Source organism: Conexibacter woesei Iso977N (genome assembly GCF_000424625.1).
Taxonomy (GTDB): Bacteria; Actinomycetota; Thermoleophilia; order Solirubrobacterales; family Solirubrobacteraceae; genus Baekduia; species Baekduia woesei_A.
The window spans coordinates 1,754,631-1,773,806 of sequence record NZ_AUKG01000002.1 but is presented as its reverse complement, the minus strand read 5'-3'; the positions used below and the strand labels follow the sequence as shown (position 1 = coordinate 1,773,806).

19 protein-coding genes are annotated in these 19,176 nt (G+C 73.0%); 8 read left to right on the top strand and 11 right to left on the bottom strand.

Going from position 1 to position 19,176, the window contains the following annotated elements:
* The first annotated feature begins 135 nt into the window (after positions 1–135).
* Both H030_RS34040 and H030_RS0120940 read left to right on the top strand, forming a co-directional pair.
* Positions 136–2,484 (top strand): putative bifunctional diguanylate cyclase/phosphodiesterase, encoded by a 2,349-nt coding sequence (locus H030_RS34040; protein ID WP_196809209.1) that lies wholly within the window; start codon positions 136–138, stop codon positions 2,482–2,484.
* Between the two features lie 54 nt (positions 2,485–2,538).
* Positions 2,539–3,585, top strand: coding sequence for a sensor domain-containing diguanylate cyclase (locus tag H030_RS0120940; RefSeq protein WP_027007548.1), 1,047 nt, complete (start codon positions 2,539–2,541; stop codon positions 3,583–3,585).
* Between the two features lie 7 nt (positions 3,586–3,592).
* On the opposite strand, the gene H030_RS34035 is transcribed toward H030_RS0120940, so the two are convergent.
* Positions 3,593–4,717, bottom strand: a complete 1,125-nt coding sequence (locus H030_RS34035) for an FUSC family protein (RefSeq protein WP_051223286.1) — start codon at positions 4,715–4,717, stop codon at positions 3,593–3,595.
* A 310-nt stretch (positions 4,718–5,027) separates the two neighbouring features.
* Here H030_RS34035 and H030_RS0120930 point away from each other — a divergent pair, with 310 nt between their 5' ends.
* Genes H030_RS0120930 through H030_RS0120915 form a run of 4 tightly spaced genes read left to right on the top strand, consistent with a single transcriptional unit; the run spans position 5,028 to position 7,680 of the window.
* On the top strand, positions 5,028–5,894 hold the full coding sequence (locus tag H030_RS0120930; RefSeq protein WP_231398495.1) for a MurR/RpiR family transcriptional regulator: 867 nt from the start codon (positions 5,028–5,030) through the stop codon (positions 5,892–5,894).
* A gap of 33 nt (positions 5,895–5,927) precedes the next feature.
* Positions 5,928–6,812 (top strand): pyridoxal 5'-phosphate synthase lyase subunit PdxS, encoded by an 885-nt coding sequence (gene pdxS / locus H030_RS0120925; RefSeq protein WP_027007546.1) that lies wholly within the window; start codon positions 5,928–5,930, stop codon positions 6,810–6,812.
* A gap of 9 nt (positions 6,813–6,821) precedes the next feature.
* Positions 6,822–7,406 (top strand): pyridoxal 5'-phosphate synthase glutaminase subunit PdxT, encoded by a 585-nt coding sequence (gene pdxT, locus H030_RS0120920; RefSeq protein WP_231398494.1) that lies wholly within the window; start codon positions 6,822–6,824, stop codon positions 7,404–7,406.
* A 13-nt stretch (positions 7,407–7,419) separates the two neighbouring features.
* Complete coding sequence (locus tag H030_RS0120915) at positions 7,420–7,680, top strand: hypothetical protein (protein ID WP_035128054.1); 261 nt, start codon at positions 7,420–7,422, stop codon at positions 7,678–7,680.
* Here H030_RS0120915 and H030_RS0120910 read toward each other — a convergent pair.
* From H030_RS0120910 to H030_RS0120890, 5 genes are all read right to left on the bottom strand, one after another.
* Positions 7,671–8,261, bottom strand: coding sequence for a TetR/AcrR family transcriptional regulator (locus H030_RS0120910; RefSeq protein ID WP_027007543.1), 591 nt, complete (start codon positions 8,259–8,261; stop codon positions 7,671–7,673). The two genes, H030_RS0120915 and H030_RS0120910, sit on opposite strands and share 10 nt — an antisense overlap.
* Before the next feature lie 118 nt (positions 8,262–8,379).
* Positions 8,380–9,606, bottom strand: a complete 1,227-nt coding sequence (locus tag H030_RS0120905) for a zf-HC2 domain-containing protein (protein ID WP_155892177.1) — start codon at positions 9,604–9,606, stop codon at positions 8,380–8,382.
* A gap of 50 nt (positions 9,607–9,656) precedes the next feature.
* The gene (locus H030_RS0120900; protein WP_027007541.1) at positions 9,657–10,262 is read right to left on the bottom strand and encodes a response regulator transcription factor; all 606 of its coding nucleotides are present in this window, start codon (positions 10,260–10,262) and stop codon (positions 9,657–9,659) included.
* On the bottom strand, positions 10,259–11,350 hold the full coding sequence (locus tag H030_RS34030; protein ID WP_051223284.1) for a sensor histidine kinase: 1,092 nt from the start codon (positions 11,348–11,350) through the stop codon (positions 10,259–10,261). The genes H030_RS0120900 and H030_RS34030 overlap by 4 nt, the downstream gene beginning before the upstream one ends.
* Before the next feature lie 171 nt (positions 11,351–11,521).
* The gene (locus tag H030_RS0120890) at positions 11,522–12,835 is read right to left on the bottom strand and encodes a hypothetical protein (RefSeq protein WP_027007540.1); all 1,314 of its coding nucleotides are present in this window, start codon (positions 12,833–12,835) and stop codon (positions 11,522–11,524) included.
* A 124-nt stretch (positions 12,836–12,959) separates the two neighbouring features.
* On the opposite strand from H030_RS0120890, the gene H030_RS34025 reads away from it, so the two are divergent.
* Complete coding sequence (locus H030_RS34025; protein ID WP_051223283.1) at positions 12,960–13,982, top strand: glycosyltransferase family 4 protein; 1,023 nt, start codon at positions 12,960–12,962, stop codon at positions 13,980–13,982.
* Positions 13,979–14,674 carry an MOSC domain-containing protein gene (locus H030_RS0120880; protein ID WP_027007539.1) on the top strand — a complete coding sequence of 232 codons (696 nt, stop codon included), beginning with the start codon at positions 13,979–13,981 and terminating at the stop codon, positions 14,672–14,674. The genes H030_RS34025 and H030_RS0120880 overlap by 4 nt, the downstream gene beginning before the upstream one ends.
* Before the next feature lie 45 nt (positions 14,675–14,719).
* Here the strand turns inward: H030_RS0120880 and H030_RS0120875 are convergent, their stop codons facing one another.
* From H030_RS0120875 to H030_RS0120855, 5 genes are all read right to left on the bottom strand, one after another.
* Positions 14,720–15,337, bottom strand: a complete 618-nt coding sequence (locus tag H030_RS0120875) for a hypothetical protein (RefSeq protein WP_027007538.1) — start codon at positions 15,335–15,337, stop codon at positions 14,720–14,722.
* A gap of 280 nt (positions 15,338–15,617) precedes the next feature.
* On the bottom strand, positions 15,618–16,226 hold the full coding sequence (locus H030_RS0120870) for a hypothetical protein (RefSeq protein ID WP_027007537.1): 609 nt from the start codon (positions 16,224–16,226) through the stop codon (positions 15,618–15,620).
* A gap of 100 nt (positions 16,227–16,326) precedes the next feature.
* Positions 16,327–16,776 (bottom strand): GNAT family N-acetyltransferase, encoded by a 450-nt coding sequence (locus H030_RS0120865; protein ID WP_027007536.1) that lies wholly within the window; start codon positions 16,774–16,776, stop codon positions 16,327–16,329.
* A complete protein-coding gene (locus H030_RS0120860) occupies positions 16,760–17,764 on the bottom strand; it encodes an MBL fold metallo-hydrolase (RefSeq protein WP_027007535.1) in 1,005 nt (334 codons plus the stop codon). Before H030_RS0120860 ends, H030_RS0120865 begins: the two co-directional genes overlap by 17 nt.
* The gene (locus tag H030_RS0120855) at positions 17,761–19,149 is read right to left on the bottom strand and encodes a phosphomannomutase/phosphoglucomutase (protein WP_027007534.1); all 1,389 of its coding nucleotides are present in this window, start codon (positions 19,147–19,149) and stop codon (positions 17,761–17,763) included. Before H030_RS0120855 ends, H030_RS0120860 begins: the two co-directional genes overlap by 4 nt.
* Between the last annotated feature and the right edge of the window lie 27 nt (positions 19,150–19,176).

Below are 19,176 nucleotides of genomic sequence, written 5' to 3'. Positions count from 1 at the left end.
TGGACGTAAAACATCGCCGTTTCCCAGGCCTGTGAGCGCCGCTGCCTATGTAGCGTGTCTCACAGGTCTGGGATCCGACGTCCCCCGATCGCGGGATCGCTCCCGGGGTAGCACCGGCCGATGAACCAGGGAGCGGTGCCTTACGAACCGGAACGCTTCCACCCTGACCGTCTTGCCGCCGTCCTGAAGGACCCGGCCCGCCTCGACGTCGTGCGCCGCACCGGCCTGATGGGCTCGGCGCCCGAAGAGGCCTTTGACCGCTGGGCCGCGCTCGCCGCCCGCGCGCTGCGCACGCCGGTCGCGCTCGTCACGCTCTTCGACGACGAGCACCAGTACCTCAAGTCGGTCATCGGCCTCGAGGGCGTGGCCGGCGTCACCGCCCCGCCCGAGCTGGCGATCTGCCAGTACGTGATCGCCGGAGGCCGTGCGCTGGCCGTCGCCGATACCCGCGCGCACCCCGAGCTGGCCAGGATCGCCGGGCCGCTGCGCCATGGGCTCGTCTCCTACGCCGGCACGCCGATCCGCGTCGATGGTCACGATGTCGGATCACTGTGTGTCTGCGAGCGTGAGGTGCGCGGCTGGACGGAGGACGACGTCGAGCTGCTCGGCTCGGTCGCCGAGGCGATCGCGTCGGAGATCTCGCTGCGCGTCGCCGCGGCCGACCTGCGCGCCGCCAACGGCGTCGTCGCCGCCCACAACCGCATCCACGAGCTGATCGCCGCCGACGCGCCGCTCGGCGACAGCCTGCGCGAGGTCGTCCTGTCGATCGAGGACTTCGACCCGACGCTGCGCGGCTCGGTGCTGCTGCTGGACCCGATCCTGCGCACGATCCACAACGGCGCCGCGCCGTCGCTGCCCGCGTCCTACTCGGCCCAGCTGGAGGGCCTCGTCATCGGCCCCGAGGTCGGGTCCTGCGGCACCGCGGCCTACTACGGCACCGAGATCCTGAGCCCGGACATCGAGGCCGATCCGAAGTGGGACGCGTTCCGCCACATGACCCGCGAGCACGGCCTGAAGTCGTGCTGGTCGTTCCCGATCCTCGGCGGCGCCGGCGACGTGCTCGGGACGTTCGGCCTCTACTCCGACGAGCCGCGCGAGCCGACCGAGCGCCACCGCCAGTTCATCCGCGACGCCGCCCGCGTCGCCGGCATCGCGATCGAGCGCCAGCGCGCGACCGACGAGCTCGTCCACCGCGCCACGCACGACCCGCTGACCGGGCTGCCCAACCGCACGCTGCTGTTCGACCGCCTCACGCAGGCGCTGGCCCGCGCCCGGCGCAGCGGGACGACGCTGGCCGTCCTGTTCGCCGACCTCGACCGCCTCAAGCTCGTCAACGACACGCTCGGCCACGACGTGGGCGACCAGGTCCTGCGCGAGGCCGCGGAGCGCGTCGCCGGCTGCGTCCGGCCCGGCGACACCGTCGCGCGCTTCGGCGGCGACGAGTTCATCGTCGTCGCCGAGGACGTCGACGCCGACACCGCGGGCGTGATCGCCGACCGGATCGTCCGCGCGGTCGGCGAGACCGCCGCGACCGGCGCCGACGGCCTGCGCCCGACCGCGTCGGTCGGCGTCGTCGTGATCCCCGGCGGCGAGGCCGACGCCCACGAGGCGGTCCGCCGCGCCGACGAGGCGATGTACGCCGCCAAGGACGAGGGCGGCAACCGCCACCGCCGCGGGCACGCGCACGGCGACGGCGCCGGGCGGCGCCTGGAGATCGAGGTCGCGCTGCGCGGCGCGCTGGACCGCGGCGAGCTGCACCTCGTCGCCCAGCCGGTCGCCGAGTTCAGCACGGGGGAGATCTGCGGCCTGGAGGCGCTGCTGCGCTGGACGCACCCGGTGCTCGGCGCGGTCGGCCCCGACGAGTTCATCCCGATCGCCGAGGAGACCGGCACGATCGACGCGCTCGGCGCGTGGGTCCTGCGCGAGTCCTGCGCGAAGACGATGGCGCTGCGCGCCGCGACCGGCAGGAACGTCACGCTGGCGGTCAACGTCTCGCCGCGCCAGCTGCGCCACCCGGCGTTCCTGGCCGCCGTCGAGGGCGCGCTGAGCACCTCGCAGCTGCCGCCGGACTCGCTGGTCGTGGAGATCACCGAGACCGCGCTGCTGGGCAGCGACCCCGCGACGTCGCACGCGATCGGTGCGCTGCGCGACCAGGGCGTGCACCTCGTGCTGGACGACTTCGGGACCGGCTTCTCGTCGCTGTCGATGCTCAAGGAGCAGCCGATCGACGGCATCAAGATCGACCGCTCGTTCGTCGCCGGGCTCCCGGAGGACGCGTCGAGCGGCGCGATCGTCGCCGCCGTCGTCGGCATGGCGCACGCCCTCGGGCGCCGCGTGACCGCCGAGGGCATCGAGTCCAGCGAGCAGCTCGCGTTCCTCAAGGCGCTGGGCTGCGACCTCGCCCAGGGCTACCTGCTCGGGCGCCCGATGCCCTTCGACGCGCTCGCCGCGCTGCTGGACGAGGGCGAGCGAACGTTCCCATAACGACGTCAACGCTCAACATCGGGAGCCTTGCGGCCGATCTATAGGGGAACCACGATGCACACCGTCTCCGCCACCCGCGTGGTCCGCGGGCTCGAGTCGATCATCGACGCGGTCGCCGGCGTCCTGGCCGAGCAGTCCCTGGACGCGACGCTGCAGTCGATGGCCCGTGCCCTGCACGGGATCGTCCCGTACTCGAGCCTTGCCGTGTACGAGGTCGACCATGAGCGCAACGTGATGCAGCCGGTCTTCGCCGAGGGCCTGTGGGTCGACGAGACGATGGCCGACGCGCCCAAGATCGACAACTCGATCACCGGCAAGGTCGTACGCTCGCGCCAGATCGTGCACCTGGAGCCGGGCCACCCGTGGTTCGGCCGCTACATCATCGACGGCACCCCGCAGGACCTCGAGGCGATCGTCTTCTGCCCGCTGATCGTGGGCGACCGCGTGATCGGGACGCTCAACGTCTGGCGCGAGGACGCCGCGCCGCAGTGGGAGGGCACGGTCCCGACCTTCTCGCCCGAGGAGGCGCAGCTGATCAAGCGCTTCGCGTCGCTGGCCGCGCTGGCCTATGACAACGCGCGCCGCCGCGAGCTGCTCTCCGAGCAGGCCCGGACCGACGAGCTGACCGGCCTGTTCAACCGCCGCCACTTCCACGAGCGGCTGGCCGCCGAGCTGGCGCGCGCGCAGCGCGACGAGGCGCCGGTCGGGTTGGTGCTGCTCGACGTGGATGACTTCAAGCGCGTCAACGACGTGCACGGCCACCCGGTCGGCGACCAGGTCCTGATGGCCTTCGGCGAGGTCCTGGAGGGCCACGTCCGTGCCGGCGACGTCGTCTGCCGTACTGGCGGCGAGGAGTTCGCCGTCATCCTGCCGGCCGCCGACCAGGCCGAGGCCCAGCGGGCCGCCGAGCGGCTCGTCGGCGCGGTCCGCGCGGCGGAGTGGGGCGCGCCGGGGCCGATCACGGCCTCCGCGGGCGTCGCGATCGCGCCGGCCGACGCGGCCACCGTCGCCACGCTCTTCAAGGCCGCCGACGAGTGCCTCCTGGCGGCTAAGGCGCAGGGCAAGGACCGCGCGGTCCTCAGCTCGCCGCAGCGCGCCTAGAGCGCGCCTAGCGCTCGGCCCCGACATCTTCGCCGCGGATCAGCGCCCGCGCGCGCTCGCCATCGACGCCGGTCACGCGCAGCAGGTCGACGGCCGCCGAGCGGACCTGGGCGACGATCACCGACACCGACAGGTTGGTCGTCATGTCCAACACCATCGTCGCGTCGCGTGCTGCGGCGATCGCGGGCCTGCGCACCTGATCGACCTGCTTCGGGTCCTCCAGCCACGGGCCGAGGGCCAGCACCGCCGAGCGCAGCTCGCGGATCGCGTCCGGGACCGGGGGCGGGACGTGGTCGCCGGTCTCGACCGCGCGCAGGACGCCGCGGGCCAGCACGCGCACGTTGCGCACCGCGAGGTCGAGCTGGCCGCCGGCCTCCGAGTAGACGGCCAGCGACGAGCGCTGCGAGAAGCGCGCGGGGGCCGCGAACGCGGTCTCGCGCCCGATCGTCAACGCCTCCAGGAACCTCTCGGTCCGCCCGTCGATGTCGCGCGCACGCTGCAGCGCGGCGATCGCGTCGGCGCGGTCGCGGTCGGCCAGGGCGGAGGCGACGTCGTCGAGGACGCCGGCCAGCTCGACCAGGACCGGGACCGCCTCGCGCCGGACCAACCGCATGGGGTCGATCGGCGCGATCACGAAGTTGAGGAGCAGCGCGACGCCGCAGCCGATCAGCGCGTCGGCGGCCCGGGTGAACGTCAGCCCCGACGTCGGCGGCTGCAGCGTCACGACGAGCACGGCCGAGACCGCGGCCTGCGAGGTCAGCAGCGGCCCGCCGCCGACCAGGATCGCGACCGACGTCGCGATGAACACGATGCACACCAGCTGGATCGGCCCGGACCCGACCTCCAGCACGAGCACGTCGGCGAGCGCGATCCCGAGCGGCACGCCGACCGACACCTCGATCGCCCGCTCCAGCCGCGCGCCGACCGTCAGCCCGAGCGTGATGATCGCGGCGACCGGAGCGAAGAACGCGCCCCTGGTCCCGAAGATCCCCTTGGCGATCATCCACGCCGCGCCCGCGCCCAGGGCGGTCAGCAGCAGGGTGGGGGCGAGCGACCGCCACCGCGCCCAGCGCGCCCGGGCGGAGTCGCGCGAGCGCTCGACGGCGGCCTCCACGGTGGGGCGCGAGCTCACGCCAGCCACCGTACCCGCCGCGGGTGCCGTTCCCTCACGGACACAGACGCTCGTGCACCGGTTTCTGTCGCACGCCGACCAGGGGAGCCTCTTGAGCAACACCAACCGGAAGGACGGACTTCGGCGCCATACCCCCCGCCTCCGTCCTTCTCGCGGGCCCTCCACGGCGGAATCGGCGTGGGCCCGCACCCTTCCCCGACGCGCCCGGTCACCACACCGGGCGCGTCGCTCTTTCGGAGACCCGATTTGGAGGACTCCACGGAGCGGTTGTCGAAAACCCGGGTCGCCCATGAAGAGGACGTCCGCGACCATGACCGCCCCGCCGCACGAGGCGCGGGGACACCAGACTCTCTCCGCCTACATCCAGGCGCGCTTCGACGAGTTCTCGCGTTCACAGAAGGATGTGGCGCAGTACATCGTCGATCACCTGGACGAGGTGGCGTTCCAGACCGCGGAGGAGCTCGCGCGCCGCGCGAACACGTCGTCGTCGACGGTCGTGCGCTTCTCGCAGGCGCTCGGCTTCGAGGGCTTCCCGGAGCTCCAGCACTCCGCTCGTGAGGAGTACCGCCGCAAGGTCGCCAACGGCCAGGTCGGCGGGCAGGCCGCGTCGTCGGCCGAGCCGCTGTTCTCGCTCGACCAGAACGAGTTCGAGACCGCGATCGCCGCCGACTTCCAGAACGTCGAGGAGACCGCGCGCCGCGTGTCGCGCTCCGAGGTCGAGGCCGCGATCGGCGCGATCGCCAGGGCCGACCGCGTCCTGGTCTGCGGCACCGACCAGATGGCGTTCTTCGCCTCCTACTTCCGCCACCTGCTGATGCTGCTCGACCTGCGCGCCGAGATCGTCGCGTCGCCGTCGCAGGAGGCGCTGTCGCGCCTGGGCCGCATCGACGAGGGCACGCTGGTCGTCGGTCTGAGCGCCGGGCGCCCGCACCCGCTCGTCGTCCGGGCGATGAAGCTCGCGCGCCACCGCAGGGCCGGCACGCTGGCCGTGGTCGACGCGACGCTGTCCGAGGTGGCCAAGCTCGCGCAGATCAAGCTGTACTACTCGAGCAACTCGCCGGCCTACGTGCGCTCGCACACCGCGCTGCTCTCCACGCTGCAGGCGCTGGCGTACGGTGTGTACAGCCGGGATGCCGACCAGTACGCCGATCGGATCAAAGCCTTCCGCCTGAAGTAGGTGGAGGGCTTCGCGCCCCTACAATGGGTCGCGATGCGAGACGAAGCAACGTTCCGGGTCAAGGCCGGTCTGGCCGAGATGCTCAAGGGCGGCGTCATCATGGACGTCGTCGACGCCGAGCAGGCGAAGATCGCTGAGGACGCGGGCGCAGCTGCCGTGATGGCGCTCGAGCGCGTGCCGTCCGACATCCGCCGCGACGGCGGGGTCGCGCGCATGAGCGACCCGCAGATGATCAAGGGCATCCAGGAGGCCGTGACGATCCCCGTCATGGCCAAGGCCCGCATCGGCCACTTCGCCGAGGCGCAGGTGCTGGAGGCCCTCGAGGTCGACTACATCGACGAGTCCGAGGTCCTGACGCCGGCCGACGAGGCCAACCACATCGACAAGTGGGCGTTCCGGATCCCGTTCGTGTGCGGCGCGACGAACCTCGGCGAGGCGCTGCGGCGCATCGGCGAGGGCGCGGCGATGATCCGCTCCAAGGGCGAGGCCGGCACCGGCGACGTCGTCGAGGCCGTGCGCCACATGCGCTCGATCCGCGCGGAGATCCGCCGGCTGGGCGTGCTGGAGGAGGACGAGCTGTTCGTCGCCGCCAAGGAGCTGCAGGCGCCGTACGACATCGTGCGCGGCGTCGCGCAGGCGGGCAGGCTGCCGGTCCCGCTGTTCAGCGCGGGCGGGATCGCGACCCCTGCGGATGCCTCGTTGATGATGCAGCTGGGCGCCGAGTCGGTGTTCGTCGGGTCGGGGATCTTCAAGTCCTCCAACCCGGAGAAGATGGCCCGCGCGGTCGTCGAGGCCGCCACGCACTTCAACGACCCCGAGCGGGTCGCGGCCGCTTCGACCGGCCTGGGTGCCGCGATGGCCTCGCTGGAGGCGCGCAAGCTGGACGAGTCGCAGGTTCTCGCGAACCGCGGCTGGTAGGCACCGCACTTGACGGAAGGTGACGTGCTCGTCGGCGTGCTCGCCCTGCAGGGCGGGTTCGACGCGCACGCCAGGATGCTCCGGGACCTCGGCGCGGAGACGCGCGAGGTCCGGACCGTCGCCGACCTCGAGGGGTTGGACGGATTGGTCATGCCCGGCGGCGAGTCCACCACGATGACGCTGGGGATCGCACGCGAGGGGCTCGCCGAGCCGCTCACGGCGCTGATCCGCGACCGCGGCGTGCCCGTGCTCGGGACGTGCGCCGGGCTGATCATGCTCGACCGCGAGCACCTCGGGCTGATGGACATCGTCGCGACACGCAACGCGTTCGGGCGCCAGATCCGGTCCTTCGAGGCGGATCTGGAGTTCCCGGACCTCGACGAGCCCGTCCACGCGGTGTTCATCCGCGCGCCCTGGATCGCCGAGCACGGCGCCGGCGTCGAGATCCTCGCCGACGTCGACGGCCACGGTGTCGCCGCCCGCGAAGGCAACATCACGGTGGTGGCCTTCCACCCCGAGCTGTCCGGCGAGCGCCGGCTGCACGAGCAGTTCCTCGCGCAGGTGCGCGAGCACGTAGCGGCGTCGCGCCAGTAGGCTGATGCCCTCGATGAGGGTGCATCGACCCTGGACGCTCGCGCTCGCGCTGTTCTACATCGTCTTGGGCACGCTGAGACTCGCGCTCGGCGGCGACCCGTCGATGTGGGGGATGTGGATCGTCGCCGGGCTGGTGTGGACCGCTGTCGCGTTCCGGAGGCCGCCGCCTGAGAGCCCAGCGGTGGAAGGTCCCAACCCGTTGCGCGCGACGCCGACCGGGCGCTTCCGGGCGACCGGCTGGCCGCCGTCGAAGGAGCCTGGCGACTACCGCTGAGGGTTGCGGAGCGCGTCGGCGACGAGGCGGCCGTAGCGGCGCCAGGTCGTGGGGTCGCGGACGGTGTCGGCGCGGAGGACCTGGGACATGCCGGTGAAGAGGACGCGGAGCTCTTCGGCGGTGGCGTCGGCGCGGAGCTCGCCGGTGGCGCGGCCGCGGTCGACGAGGGACTCCAGCGCGGCCTGCGTGGTCGCGCGGGCGGCGTGCAGCTCGGGCAGGTCGATGTCGGCGGCGAGAGCACCGGCGACGGCGCAGTCGGTGGCCTGCTGCTCGGCGATCGCGACGACGACGTCGCCGAAGGCGGCACCCGCGTCGTCGCGCAGCAGCGCGGCGGTCGTGACGTCGGTGATCCACTCCAGGCGCTCGCACGCCACGGCGGCGACGAGGTGCTCCTTGGACGGGAACGAGCGGTAGACGGTCGCCTTGCCGACCCCGGCGCGCTGCGCGATCTCCGGGACGCCGGCGTCCATGCCGCGCTCGGCGAAGACCGCGCCCGCGGCGGCGATCACGCGCTCGCGGTTGCGGCGCGCGTCGGCACGGCGGGGCAGGGCGGGGAGGGACGTGGGGGTCTGGGTCGACATGGGGGAAGTGGACTTCGAGGTCCGGAACGGTACCGCGAACCGGACTCGCGAGTCCGGAACGACCGCGGGCCGCCCTCCAGGGCGGCCCGCGACCAACGCCTTCATGTTGCAGGACGTCCTACGGAACGGTCGTGCTCGCGGTGCCGTCGCTCGCCGCGGTCCCGCTCGTCGCGCCGGTGCTCGTGCCCGTCGCGGCGGTGGTGCTCGGCGTCGCGGTCGAGGCCGCGGGCCTGTGCCTGATCCTGATCGGCAGCGGCGTCGTGACCGGGGCCTGGACGTGCGGCGCCGGCGGCTTGGAGATCGCGGGCGTCGAGGTGTCGCCCGAGAACACGCCGGCCACGGCGGCGGCGCCCGCGGCGATCGCCACGACCAGCAGCAGCGGCAGCAGGATCACCAGCGGCCGCGGGGCCGTGCGCCTGACCTTCGTCCCGCCGGTCAGGACCGATCCGGGCTCCGGCTCGGCCTCGTGGTACTCCTCCTCGGGCTCGAGCGGCGGGAGCTCGTTGTCCCACTCCATCGTCAGGCCGAGGTCGGCGTCGGCCTCGTCCAGCGGCGCGGCGTCGAGCTCCGGGGCCTCGGCCTCGGGCTCAGCGACCTCCGCGAGCTCGGGCTCGGCGGCGGGGACCAGCTCCAGCTCGGCCTCCGCGACCTCGGCGACCGGCTCGGGCTCCGGGACGACGACCGGCGGCGCCACTTCCACCGGCACCTCGTCGTCCAGGTCCGGCAGCGCCGGGAACGCGCCGGTCAGCACCTCGGCCGGCGCGGCCGCGCCCGCGGCGGGCGCCGGGGCGACCGCGTAGGGATCGCCCGGAACGGCGAGCAGCGCGTCGAGCAGGACCGACGACGTGTCGGTCCCGAGCGTGTCGACGACCGGGTCCTGGTAGGCCAGCTCGGCGCGCCGGAAGATCTCTCCGAGCGCGTCGCAGCGCTCGCAGCGCTCCAGGTGGCGTGCGAGCCGGTCCAGGTCGGCCGAGCCCAGCGCCCCGTTGGCCCGCGCGGCGAGCATCGTCGGGACGTGCTCGCACGTCTGGGTCCCGCGCGACCTCAGCCTGCCGTGCGGCGGTGGGCCCGACGGCTGGCGCGCCAGCGACGCCGCGGCATGGCGCGTGGCCCCGCGCAGCAGCGTCTCCGGGTCGAGCGCCCCGAGGTCCGGCGCGGCGCGCACCGCGGCCCGGAAGCGCGCGAACGCCTCGGCGGCCGCGCGATCGGCGTTCTGCGGCCCGCAGACCTGCGTGCAGAACGCGATCACCGCCGGCCCGCGGCGATCGACCAGCCCTTGCAGCGCCATGCGGTCGCCCGCACGCACGCCCTCGGGCGTCACGCCCCCGTTCCCGCTTCCTTCCATCGCCGTGGACCCTAGTCGGCCATCCAGCGGCACGTATTCCAATCCGTCGGTTACAGCCATCCCTTGTCCTCCGCCACTCGAACAGCCTCGGCCCGTGAATGGGCTCCGAGCTTCTGCATCGCACTCGACAGGTAGTTGCGCACCGTCCCTGCGGACAGGTGCAGGCGCCCGGCCAGATCCGCGACGGGCGCGCCGCCGCGGGCCGCGCCCAGGACCTGCGTCTCCCTCGGCGTCAGCGGGCTCTCGCCCTCCGCCAGGGCGGCCGCGGCCAGCGCCGGGTCCAGCACACGCTCGCCGGCCATCACGCGCCGGATCGCGGTCGCCAGCTCGGATGCGGGCGCGTCCTTGAGGACGAACCCGCGCGCGCCGGACTCCATGGCCCGGCGCAGGTAGCCCGGGCGGCCGAAGGTCGTCAGGATCACGACACGCACGTCGGGCAGCGCGTCGGCAAGCTGACCGGCAGCGGTCAGGCCGTCGCCGCCGGGCATCTCGATGTCCAGGAGGGCGACGTCGGGCGCGGCGTCGCGCGTCGCGGTCAGCACCTCGTCGCCGCGCGCGACCTCCGCGACGACCTCGAGGTCGCCCTCGAGCTGCAGCAGCGACGCGAGCGCGCCGCGCACCATCGCCTGGTCCTCGGCGATCAGCACGCGGATCACGACGCGACCTCCAGCGGGACCGTGACGTGCAGGCGGAAGCCGTCGCCGTCGTCGCGCGGTGCCGCGTCGAGGCGGCCGCGGACGCGGGCGACGCGCTCGGCCAGGCCCGCGAGGCCGGTGCCGTCGGACGCGCTCTGGGCGTCCGGGCACGCGCGGCCGTCGTCGGTGAGCGTGAGCGTGGCGTCGTCGCGGGTGACGTCGAAGGAGATCCGGACCCTGCTGGCCTCGGAGTGGCGCAGGACGTTCGTCGCACCCTCGCGGACCGCCCAGGCCAGCACGGCCTCGGCGTCCGGCGGCAGCTCGACGGCGGGCGGGGCGCCGGCGTCGACGTCGATCCCGGCGGCGGTCAGCGTCGAGCGCGCGCCCGCCAGCTCGGCGTGCAGCAGCGGCCTGCGGTAGCCGGCGACGGCCTCGCGGACCTCCGACAGCGCACGGCGCGTGACGGCCTCGATGTCGCGCATGTGCTCGGCGGCCTGGTCCGGGCGGTCCTGGATCAGGCGGTTGGCCAGCTCGGACTTCAGCGCGATCACGCTGAGCGAGTGGCCCAGGAGGTCGTGCAGGTCGCGGGCGAAGCGCAGGCGCTCGTCGGCGACCGCGAGGCGGCCGATCTCGTCGCGGGCCTGGTTGAGCTCGTTGCCGACGACGCGCAGGCGGCGGAAGCCGCCGGTGAGCATCCCGACGCCGATCGTGACGATGAAGAGCGAGATCGGCGCCGAGGCGTCGTCGACGCCGCCGAGCGAGACCGTCGCGGCCGACAGCGCGGCGGCGACGAACAGCAGCGGGATCGCGAGGTGGCGGGGCATGCGCAGGCCGAGCGCGGCGCCGACGAAGCACCAGATGCCGCACCAGTCCGCGCCGCCGACGAGGCTCAGGGCCAGCGCGAGCGCGCCGAGGCCGGCGAGCAGCAGCGGCGCGCTGAGCTCGTCGTCGGCGCGGCGGTCCTGGATGACCCAGCCGCCGACCATCGTCCGCCAGTAGACGGCGATGAACGCGACGGCGAGCACGAGCGTGGCGATCAGGCGCCCGGTCGGCAGCCCGGCGAAGGCGCCCTGCACCGGCCCGACGAAGAAGACGAGCGAGACCAGCATGGCCCACTGGCCACGCCTGGGGACGACGATCAGTCCCGGCTCCGCTGGTGGGCACTGCTGCGCGCTCACACTGGAAGTCTGGCGGTTGAAGGGGAACAGCATGGACGGATGGTCCCCCTCGGGGCGGCGGAGCGCCAGGTGCGGTCGCTCCTCAGTTGGACGTGACGTTTGTCACGGGCGGCGCGTGGCGGAGCGCACGAGGGAGGGCGGCTGCCCGGAGGGGCGGGCGGTCCAGATGGCGACGGGCTGGCCTGCGCGTGCGTCGGTGACGAGCCGGACGTCGTGGACGGTCTCGGCGGGCGAGACGTCCTCGACCGTGCTCCAGGCGCCGTTCTCGTAGCTGGCGGAGCGGGCGATCCCGTCGGTCAGGTTGTTCAGCGGCTGGACCCACGCGACGGTGATCCCGCCGACGGAGGACCAGGTGACGTCGGCGCCGCGGGTCCCCGACTGGGCGGGCGCGGCGGCCTGGCCGCCGATGAACTGCGACCCGCCGGTGGTGCGGTGGAGGATCGGCTGGTCGTGCTCGACGTCGGCGACGGCCCAGCCCTGGGGGATCGACGTCAGGCGGAAGCTCGAGGCGCCGTTGGCCGCGATCGTCTGCGCCTTCGTGAACGTCGTACGCCCGACGAGGCGCGCTGCGGTCTCGATCGCCTGGATCCCCGGGACGCCGCTGCGGCCCAGCTGGTGGCGGCGCCACACGACCCGGACCTGGCCGCGCGCATCGATGGCGGCGGCCAGCTGCCACTGCGTGCTGCCGTTCTGGGTGGCGAGCGTCGTGATCGAGCCCCACGAGTGCCCGTGGCGGCGCACGCGCACGAGGACCTTGCCGTCGCGGTCGAAGGCGACGACCTGGTCGCCGTTGGTGGACGCCGCCGCGGTCAGCGTGTTCGCCCGCCCGGTGCCGCTCAAGGTGTAGGCCTTGCCCCAGGCGCCGTTGCGGCGGTCGATCGCGCGGACGACGCGCCGGATCCCGCCGCTCGACGTCCTCGTGACCTCGACCCACGTGACGAGCGCCGTCGAGCCGGAGGTCGCGAGCTGCGGTTGGCCGAGCACCGGCGCGGTCGCCAGCCGCCGCGCGCTGTTGAAGCCGCCGCCGACGGTGGCGAACGACGCGACGATGTCATACAAGATCGCCCCGGTCGGACCGGGGTGGCCGGTGGCCTGCTCGGAGATCGCCAGCACCTGCGATTTGGCGAACGCGCCGATCTGCGCCGTCCCGTCCGGCGCGGTGCGCTCGGCGCCGAAGCCCACGGGGGTCAGCGACGACGGCCGCGCCGCCTCGGCCCAGCCGCCGACGGCGTCGTTGCCGACGTTGTCCTGCCACGGCCAGACCGCGACCGCCGACCCGTCGAAGCTCGTCGTCGTGATCACCGGCCCCACGAACTCGTGGGCCTTCGAGACCGTCTGCGGCGCGCTCCAGGTCGCCGCCCCCGCAGCGGGCACCACGACGAGCGTGAGGAGGGCGATGAGGAGGAAGCGACGCATGTGCCCATTGAAACGCTCACCGGACCCCAGAGGTTGCGCTGCACGCTCGCGCCCACGACTCCGCCCGCCGCCACGCCTTCCCGGAGCGCCGGGGCTCCGGGGTCGCCGTCATACTCGGGCGGGCATGGGGCGTGTCGTCATCGATGCCCGCGCGGCCGCGCGGCCGGAGCTGGGCGGGGTCGAGCGGTGGGCGCGTGAGCTCACGGCGCGGCTCCCGGCGCTGAACCCGGAGCGCTACGTCGTCGCACAGCCGCCGCCGGCGCTCGCGCACCGCGCGGGGCATGCGTGGGAGCAGTTCGTCCTGCCGGCGCAGGCGGCCGCGGCGCGCGCGGAGGCGATCCTCTGCCCGGCGAACCTCGCGCCGCTGGCCTCGCGCCGGACGGTGGTGGTCCTGCACGACGTCGCGCCGCTGCGCGAACCCGCCTGGTACTCGTCGCTCTACGTGCGCTGGCAGCGCGCGGTGCTGCCGCGGATCGCGCGCCATGCGGCGCGGATCGTCACGCCCTCGGCGTTCTCCCGCAACGAGGTCGTCGAGCTGCTCGGCGTCCCGGAGTCCCGCGTGGACGTCGTGCCGGGCGGCGTCGACCCGCGCTTCACCCCGCACGCCGACGCCGCGGCGGCCCGCGCGGCGCTGGGCCTGACGAGCAAGCCCTACGTGTTGACCGTCGCCTCGCGCACGGCGCGCAAGAACCTCGGGGTGCTCGACCTCGCCGCGCGGCGCCTGGCCGAGCGCGGGGTGGACCTCGTCGCCGCCGGCGGCGACCGCCCGCAGTTCCGGGCCGAGGACGACAGCGCGGGCGTGCGCGCGCTCGGGCACGTCGACGACGCGCTCCTGCCCGGGCTGTACGCGGGCGCGGCGGCGTTCGTGCTGCCGTCGCTGTACGAGGGCTTCGGGCTGACGGCGCTGGAGGCGCTGGCGGCGGGCGTCCCGGTCGTGGCCGCCGACCGCGGCGCGCTGCCGGAGGTGTGCGGGGACGCGGCGCTGCTGGTCGACCCGCTCGACGCCGAGGCGGTCGCGGGCGCGCTGGAGCGCGTCCTGGACGACCCGGAGCCCTGGCGCGCCGCGGGCCCGCCGCGCGCGGCGCCGCTGACCTGGGCGGCGACGGCCGCCGCCGTGGATGCGACGATGTCCCGCGTTCTCGCATGACGCACGCTCGGGTCCTCTCGCTGCAGGTCGGTCGCGCCGGCACGTTGCCGTGGCGCGACGGCGAGGTCGCGACCGCGATCGTCAAGAAGCCCGTGCTGGACGGCGCGCGGATCGCGTTGAGCCCGACCGGCTTCGACGACGACGAGCAGGCCGACCTCACCGTCCACGGCGGTCCCGACAAGGCGATCTGCTGCTACGCCTCCGAGCACTTCCCCTACTGGGTGAGGCTCCTGGAGCGTTCCGAGCCGATGCCACCCGGCGCCTTCGGGGAGAACCTCACGCTGCACGGCGCGCTGGAGACCGGCGTGCACATCGGCGACACCTACAGGTTGGGCGACGACGGCGTGGTCGTCCAGGTCTCCCAACCCCGCGGCCCCTGCTTCAAGCTCGCCGCGCGCTGGGGCACCAAGCGCGTGACCCGCGAGATGGCCTACGACATGATCGCCGGCTTCTACTTCCGGGTGATCGAGACCGGGACCGTCGCCGCCGGCGACACCCTCGAGCTGCTCGACCGCACCAGCCCCATCACCGTCGCCGAGGTCCTCCGCGTCACCTACCGCGACCGCCACGACCCCCAAGCCCTGTCCCGCGTGGTCGCGGTCCCCGAGCTGGCCGAGCAATGGCGCACCTCCCTCCACAAGCTCTTGGAGTACAACATGCTCCCGCTGAAGGACCCGATCGGCGGAGCCTGAGCGGGGCGTGTCCCCGCTGCTTGCGCAGCGGGGACGTTGGCCACGTCAGGTCGCGACGATCGTCGTCGCCGGAGAGACGGCGTAGACGAAGTTCCCCCCGCCGGTCGCTGCGAACGTTGCCGCGCCGTTTGGGATCCTCGAGCACGTGGTGCCGCTCACGGTGAGTGCCTGTCCCGTCGTCAGCACGGTCAGCTGCCTCGTGGTGTTGTTGTACGTCTCGGGGATCGTTCCCGTGATCCTCGCGCTCCCGCAGCCGCCGATCGTGGCGGTGCACGAGAGCGACGAGAGGGTGAGCGGTGTGACGCCCGAGACCGTCACACCGGTGACCGAGAGGACCGCGGTGCCCGAGCAGGTGTCGGTGTACGAGATGCCCGCGACCCTGCAGCTGCTGAACGTCTGCTGGTAGTTCGTCGCGATCGCGAGCGGTCCCGCGCCGGTCGCGCTCCTGACTGTGGCCGTGAAGCCGGCGTTGACGCAGGTGAACACCGTGGGCCCGCCACCGCTGGGTTGGATGGTCAACTGCCATGGGGTGGTCCCTGTGCCGGTGATGGCGCTGGGGGACGGGGTGACCGTCACCGTCAAGGCCGACGCGGCGCCCGCGAAGACGAACGAGGCGAAAAGCGCTGCGGTGAGCAGGCCGATGCTCCTGGTGAACAGGTGCATGAGGTTCCTCCTAGATAGGTTGTGCGTGCAAGTCGCGAGCGCTCAGGACTTGAGAGCAGTCTATCCGCGAGGGCCAGAGCCAGGAGGCTCAGGTTGCCTAGGCAACGCCATGACCCGCGTTATCGCCGTCAGTGTGCTCGCCGAGCAGTGGCGCCACTCCTCCACAGATTGTTGAAGTACAACATGCTCCCGCTGAAGGACCCGATCGGCGGAGCCTGACCGCCGCGCACGCCCCCGCCGCAACGCGGCGACGGGGGCGCAGGTGCGGGGATGTGCCTCGCTAGACCACCGTGATGGTCGTGGCGGGGGAGACGACGTAGGTGAACGCTCCGCCGCCCGTGGCCGCGAACGTCGCCGGGCCGTTCGGGAACAGCGACCCGCAGGTCGAGCCCGACACGACGATCGCCTGGCCCGGGATCGGGACGGTGAGCGTGCTGCCTGGGTTGCTGAACGACACCGGCAGCGAGCCGGTGATCTGCGCCGAGCAGCCCGACGAGAGCCTCGCCACGCAGTTGAGCCCGCTGACGGTGCCCGGCGTGACGCCGCTCGTGTTCGTCAGCGCGGTCACGCTCAGCTGCGCGGTGGCCGCGCACTGGAACGTGTAGGACAAGCCGGCCGTCCTGCACGAGCTGAAGGCCTGCTGGTAGCTGGTCGAGATCGTCAGCGGCAGCGAGCCGGTGGCGCTGAACAGGTTGGCGCTGAACGAGCCGGTGGCGCAGTTGAACCTCGCCCCGCCCGTCGCGGTCAGCTCCCAGCCGGTGGTGCCGACACCCCTGGTGGACCCGCCGGGGGTGACCGTGGCGGTTGCCGCCGCAGCCGTGCCGACGCCGGCGAAGGCCAGCGCGACGACGACCGAGAGCAGCCCAACACTCCTGGTGAACAGGTGCATGATGTTCCCTCCTGAGTTGTTGATGTGCGTGCAAGTCGCGAGCGCTCAGGACTTATGAGCAGCTTACGCGGCGGTGCTAGAGCCAGGAGGCCCAGGTTGCCTAGGTGAGCGGCTTGATGAAGAGGACGCGGTGGAAACCGGAGCGGGTCTCGCGGCCGGTCTCGGTGTAGCCCAGCTTGGGGTACATCAGGATGTTGTCCGCCATGGCCGCGTTGGTGTGCAGACGGATCTCGGCGAAGCCGCGGCGGCGGGCCTCGTCCTCGGCGAAGGCCAGGAGGTCGCGGCCGAGGCCTTGTCCTTGCAGGTCCGGGCGGGCCGCGACGTTGTTGACGACCAGGTGGTCGCCGTTGTCCACCAACACGATCGAGGACGCCAGCGCGGGCGTGCCGTCCTCGGCGTCGCGGACGTACTGCTCGCCGGCGGTGATGCGCGCCGCGTGGTCGTCGTCCATCGGCGCCGGGCGCCGCCCGACCGCCGCGACATGGCGCGCGAACGCTGCCTCGACCAGCGCGGCGACCGCCGCGGCCTCGTCGCTACGCGCTCGGCGCAAAGCGGACGACGCCGTCGGACTCGACCTCGACCACCTCGCCGCGCTCCAGCAGGAGGTCGACGTGCCCCAGCACCTCGCTGAGCGTCAGGAACGCCTGCGTCACCGCGACGTTGCCCCACATGGCCTGCGCGATCTCGAAGCCGGACTTCGGCTCGCCGTCGCCGATGATCCCGGCGATCTTGTGCGCGCGGCGCTCGTAGCCCTCGAAGCGCTCGTCGATCAGCGCGCGGTGATCCTCGACCGGGTCGCCGTGGCCGGAGTAGACGATCCTGAGGTCCATCGCGCGCGTCGCGCGCAGCGAGTCCATGTACATCAACAGCGCCCGCGGGCGGTGCGCCCCGCCGTCGCTCGGCGCGTCCCCCGGCAGCGACCGTGAGATCAGCGGGTTCGAGGAGATGTGCTTGATCAGGTGATCGCCGCCCATCAGCTCGCCGCTGGCCTCGTCGTGGAAGACCGTGTCGCTCGGCGAGTGCCCCGGCCGGCGGTGCACGCGCCAGGAGCGCGCGGCGAACTCCAGGACGTCGCCCTCGCTCACCGTCCGCGTCACGTCGACCGCTGAGCCCCAGCCCCGGAACGACGCGGTCACGGCGCGTAGCGCGATCCCGATCTCCCGCGGGATCCCGTTGCGCAGCATCAGCTCCTCGGCGAAGACGTCGTCGGCCTCGATCTGCTTGCCGTACGACGCCAGCCACGGCGCCAGGACGTCAAGCGCGACGACCTCCGCACCCGACCGGTCCGCCAGGATCTTCGCCAACCCGATGTGGTCGATGTGCTGATGGGTCAGCACGATCCGCTCCAGGTCTTCGACCGCGCGACCGTGTGCACGCAACGCGGCTTCCAGAACGGTCAAGGACGTTCCGGAGTTCGGGCCCGCGTCGACCAGCGTCAGCGGGTCGTCCTCGATCAGGTAGCAGTTGACCCGCCCGACCGCGAACGGCGTCGGGACCGGCAGCGCGATGATGCCGGGCCCGCCCACCCCGGCGCTCACGCGCGGATCCGGCCGAGGACCTCGTCGCGCTTGGCGACCATGTCGGCCTCGGAGACCAGCGACTCCAGCGTCAGGCGCAGCAGCGGCTCGGTGTTCGACGGGCGCACGTTGAAGTGCCAGTCCTCGAAGTCGACCGACACGCCGTCGACGTGCGTCACCTCGGCGCCCGGCTGCGAGCCGTAGTGCTCCTCCAGCTCGGTCATCTTCGCGGCCGCGTCGCTGACCTCGGAGTTGATCTCGCCCGAGATGAAGTACTTGGCCTTGAACGGCTCCAGCAGCTCGGACATCCTCTTGCCCTCGACGCTCAGCTTCTCCAGCACCAGCAGCGCCGGCAGCGTCCCCGAGTCCGCGTTGTAGAAGTCGTGGAAGTAGTAGTGGCCCGACACCTCGCCGCCGAAGATCGCGCCCTCGTCGCGCATGCGCGTCTTGAAGAACGCGTGGCCCACGCGGTTGATGTGCGCCTTGCCGCCCGCGGCCTCGACGGTGTCCGCGACCGCCCGGGATGCGCGCGCGTCGTAGAGGATGTCGGCGCCGGCGTTGCCCGGCTTGGCCAGCAGGTGCTCGGCGAGGATCGCCGTCAGGAAGTCGCCGTCCACGAACCGGCCGGTGTCGTCGATGAAGAAGCAGCGGTCGGCGTCGCCGTCCCAGGCGATCCCGAGGTCGGCGCCCTCGGCGACGACCTTGTCCACGATGAACCTGCGGTTCTCCTCCAACAACGGGTTGGGCTCGTGGTCGGGGAAGTTGCCGTCGGGCGTGAAGTACGTCTCGACCAGCTCGAGGCCGAGCCCGCGCAGGACCGGGCCGGCCATCGGCCCCGCCATCCCGTTGCCGCCGTCGACGACGACCTTCAGGGGCTTGACGTTGGCCGGGTCGATCGTCCCGAGCGCGGCGGCCTGGAACTCCTCGTAGATGTCGACCTCCTCGGCGGACCCGGCCGCGGCGGCGTCGGGCTCCCCGAGCCCGGCGTCCACGAGCCTGCGGATGTCCTGGATCCCCTCGTCGCCCGACAAGGCGATCGCGCCCCTCTTGACGAGCTTGGCGCCCGTGTAGGCCTTCGGGTTGTGCGACGCGGTGCACATCAGCCCGCCGTCGAGCTCACGCGAGCCGACCAGGAAGTACAACATCTCGGTCCCGACCTGGCCCGCGTCGATCACGTGCGCGCCCTCGGCGACCATCCCGGCGCGGTAGCGCGCGGCCATCTCGGGTGCGGTCAGCCGCATGTCGCGACCCAGGCCCAGCCGCAGCTCGCCGACGGGCTTGCCCTCCAGCTCCGCGATCACCCGCGCGAACGCGCGACCGATCTGCTCAGCATCATCCGGCCCCAGCTGCTCGCCGTGGATGCCGCGGATGTCATAGGCCTTGAAGATCTCGGCGGGGACGCTCATCGCCGCCCATCCTAGTTGGGCAGGTCT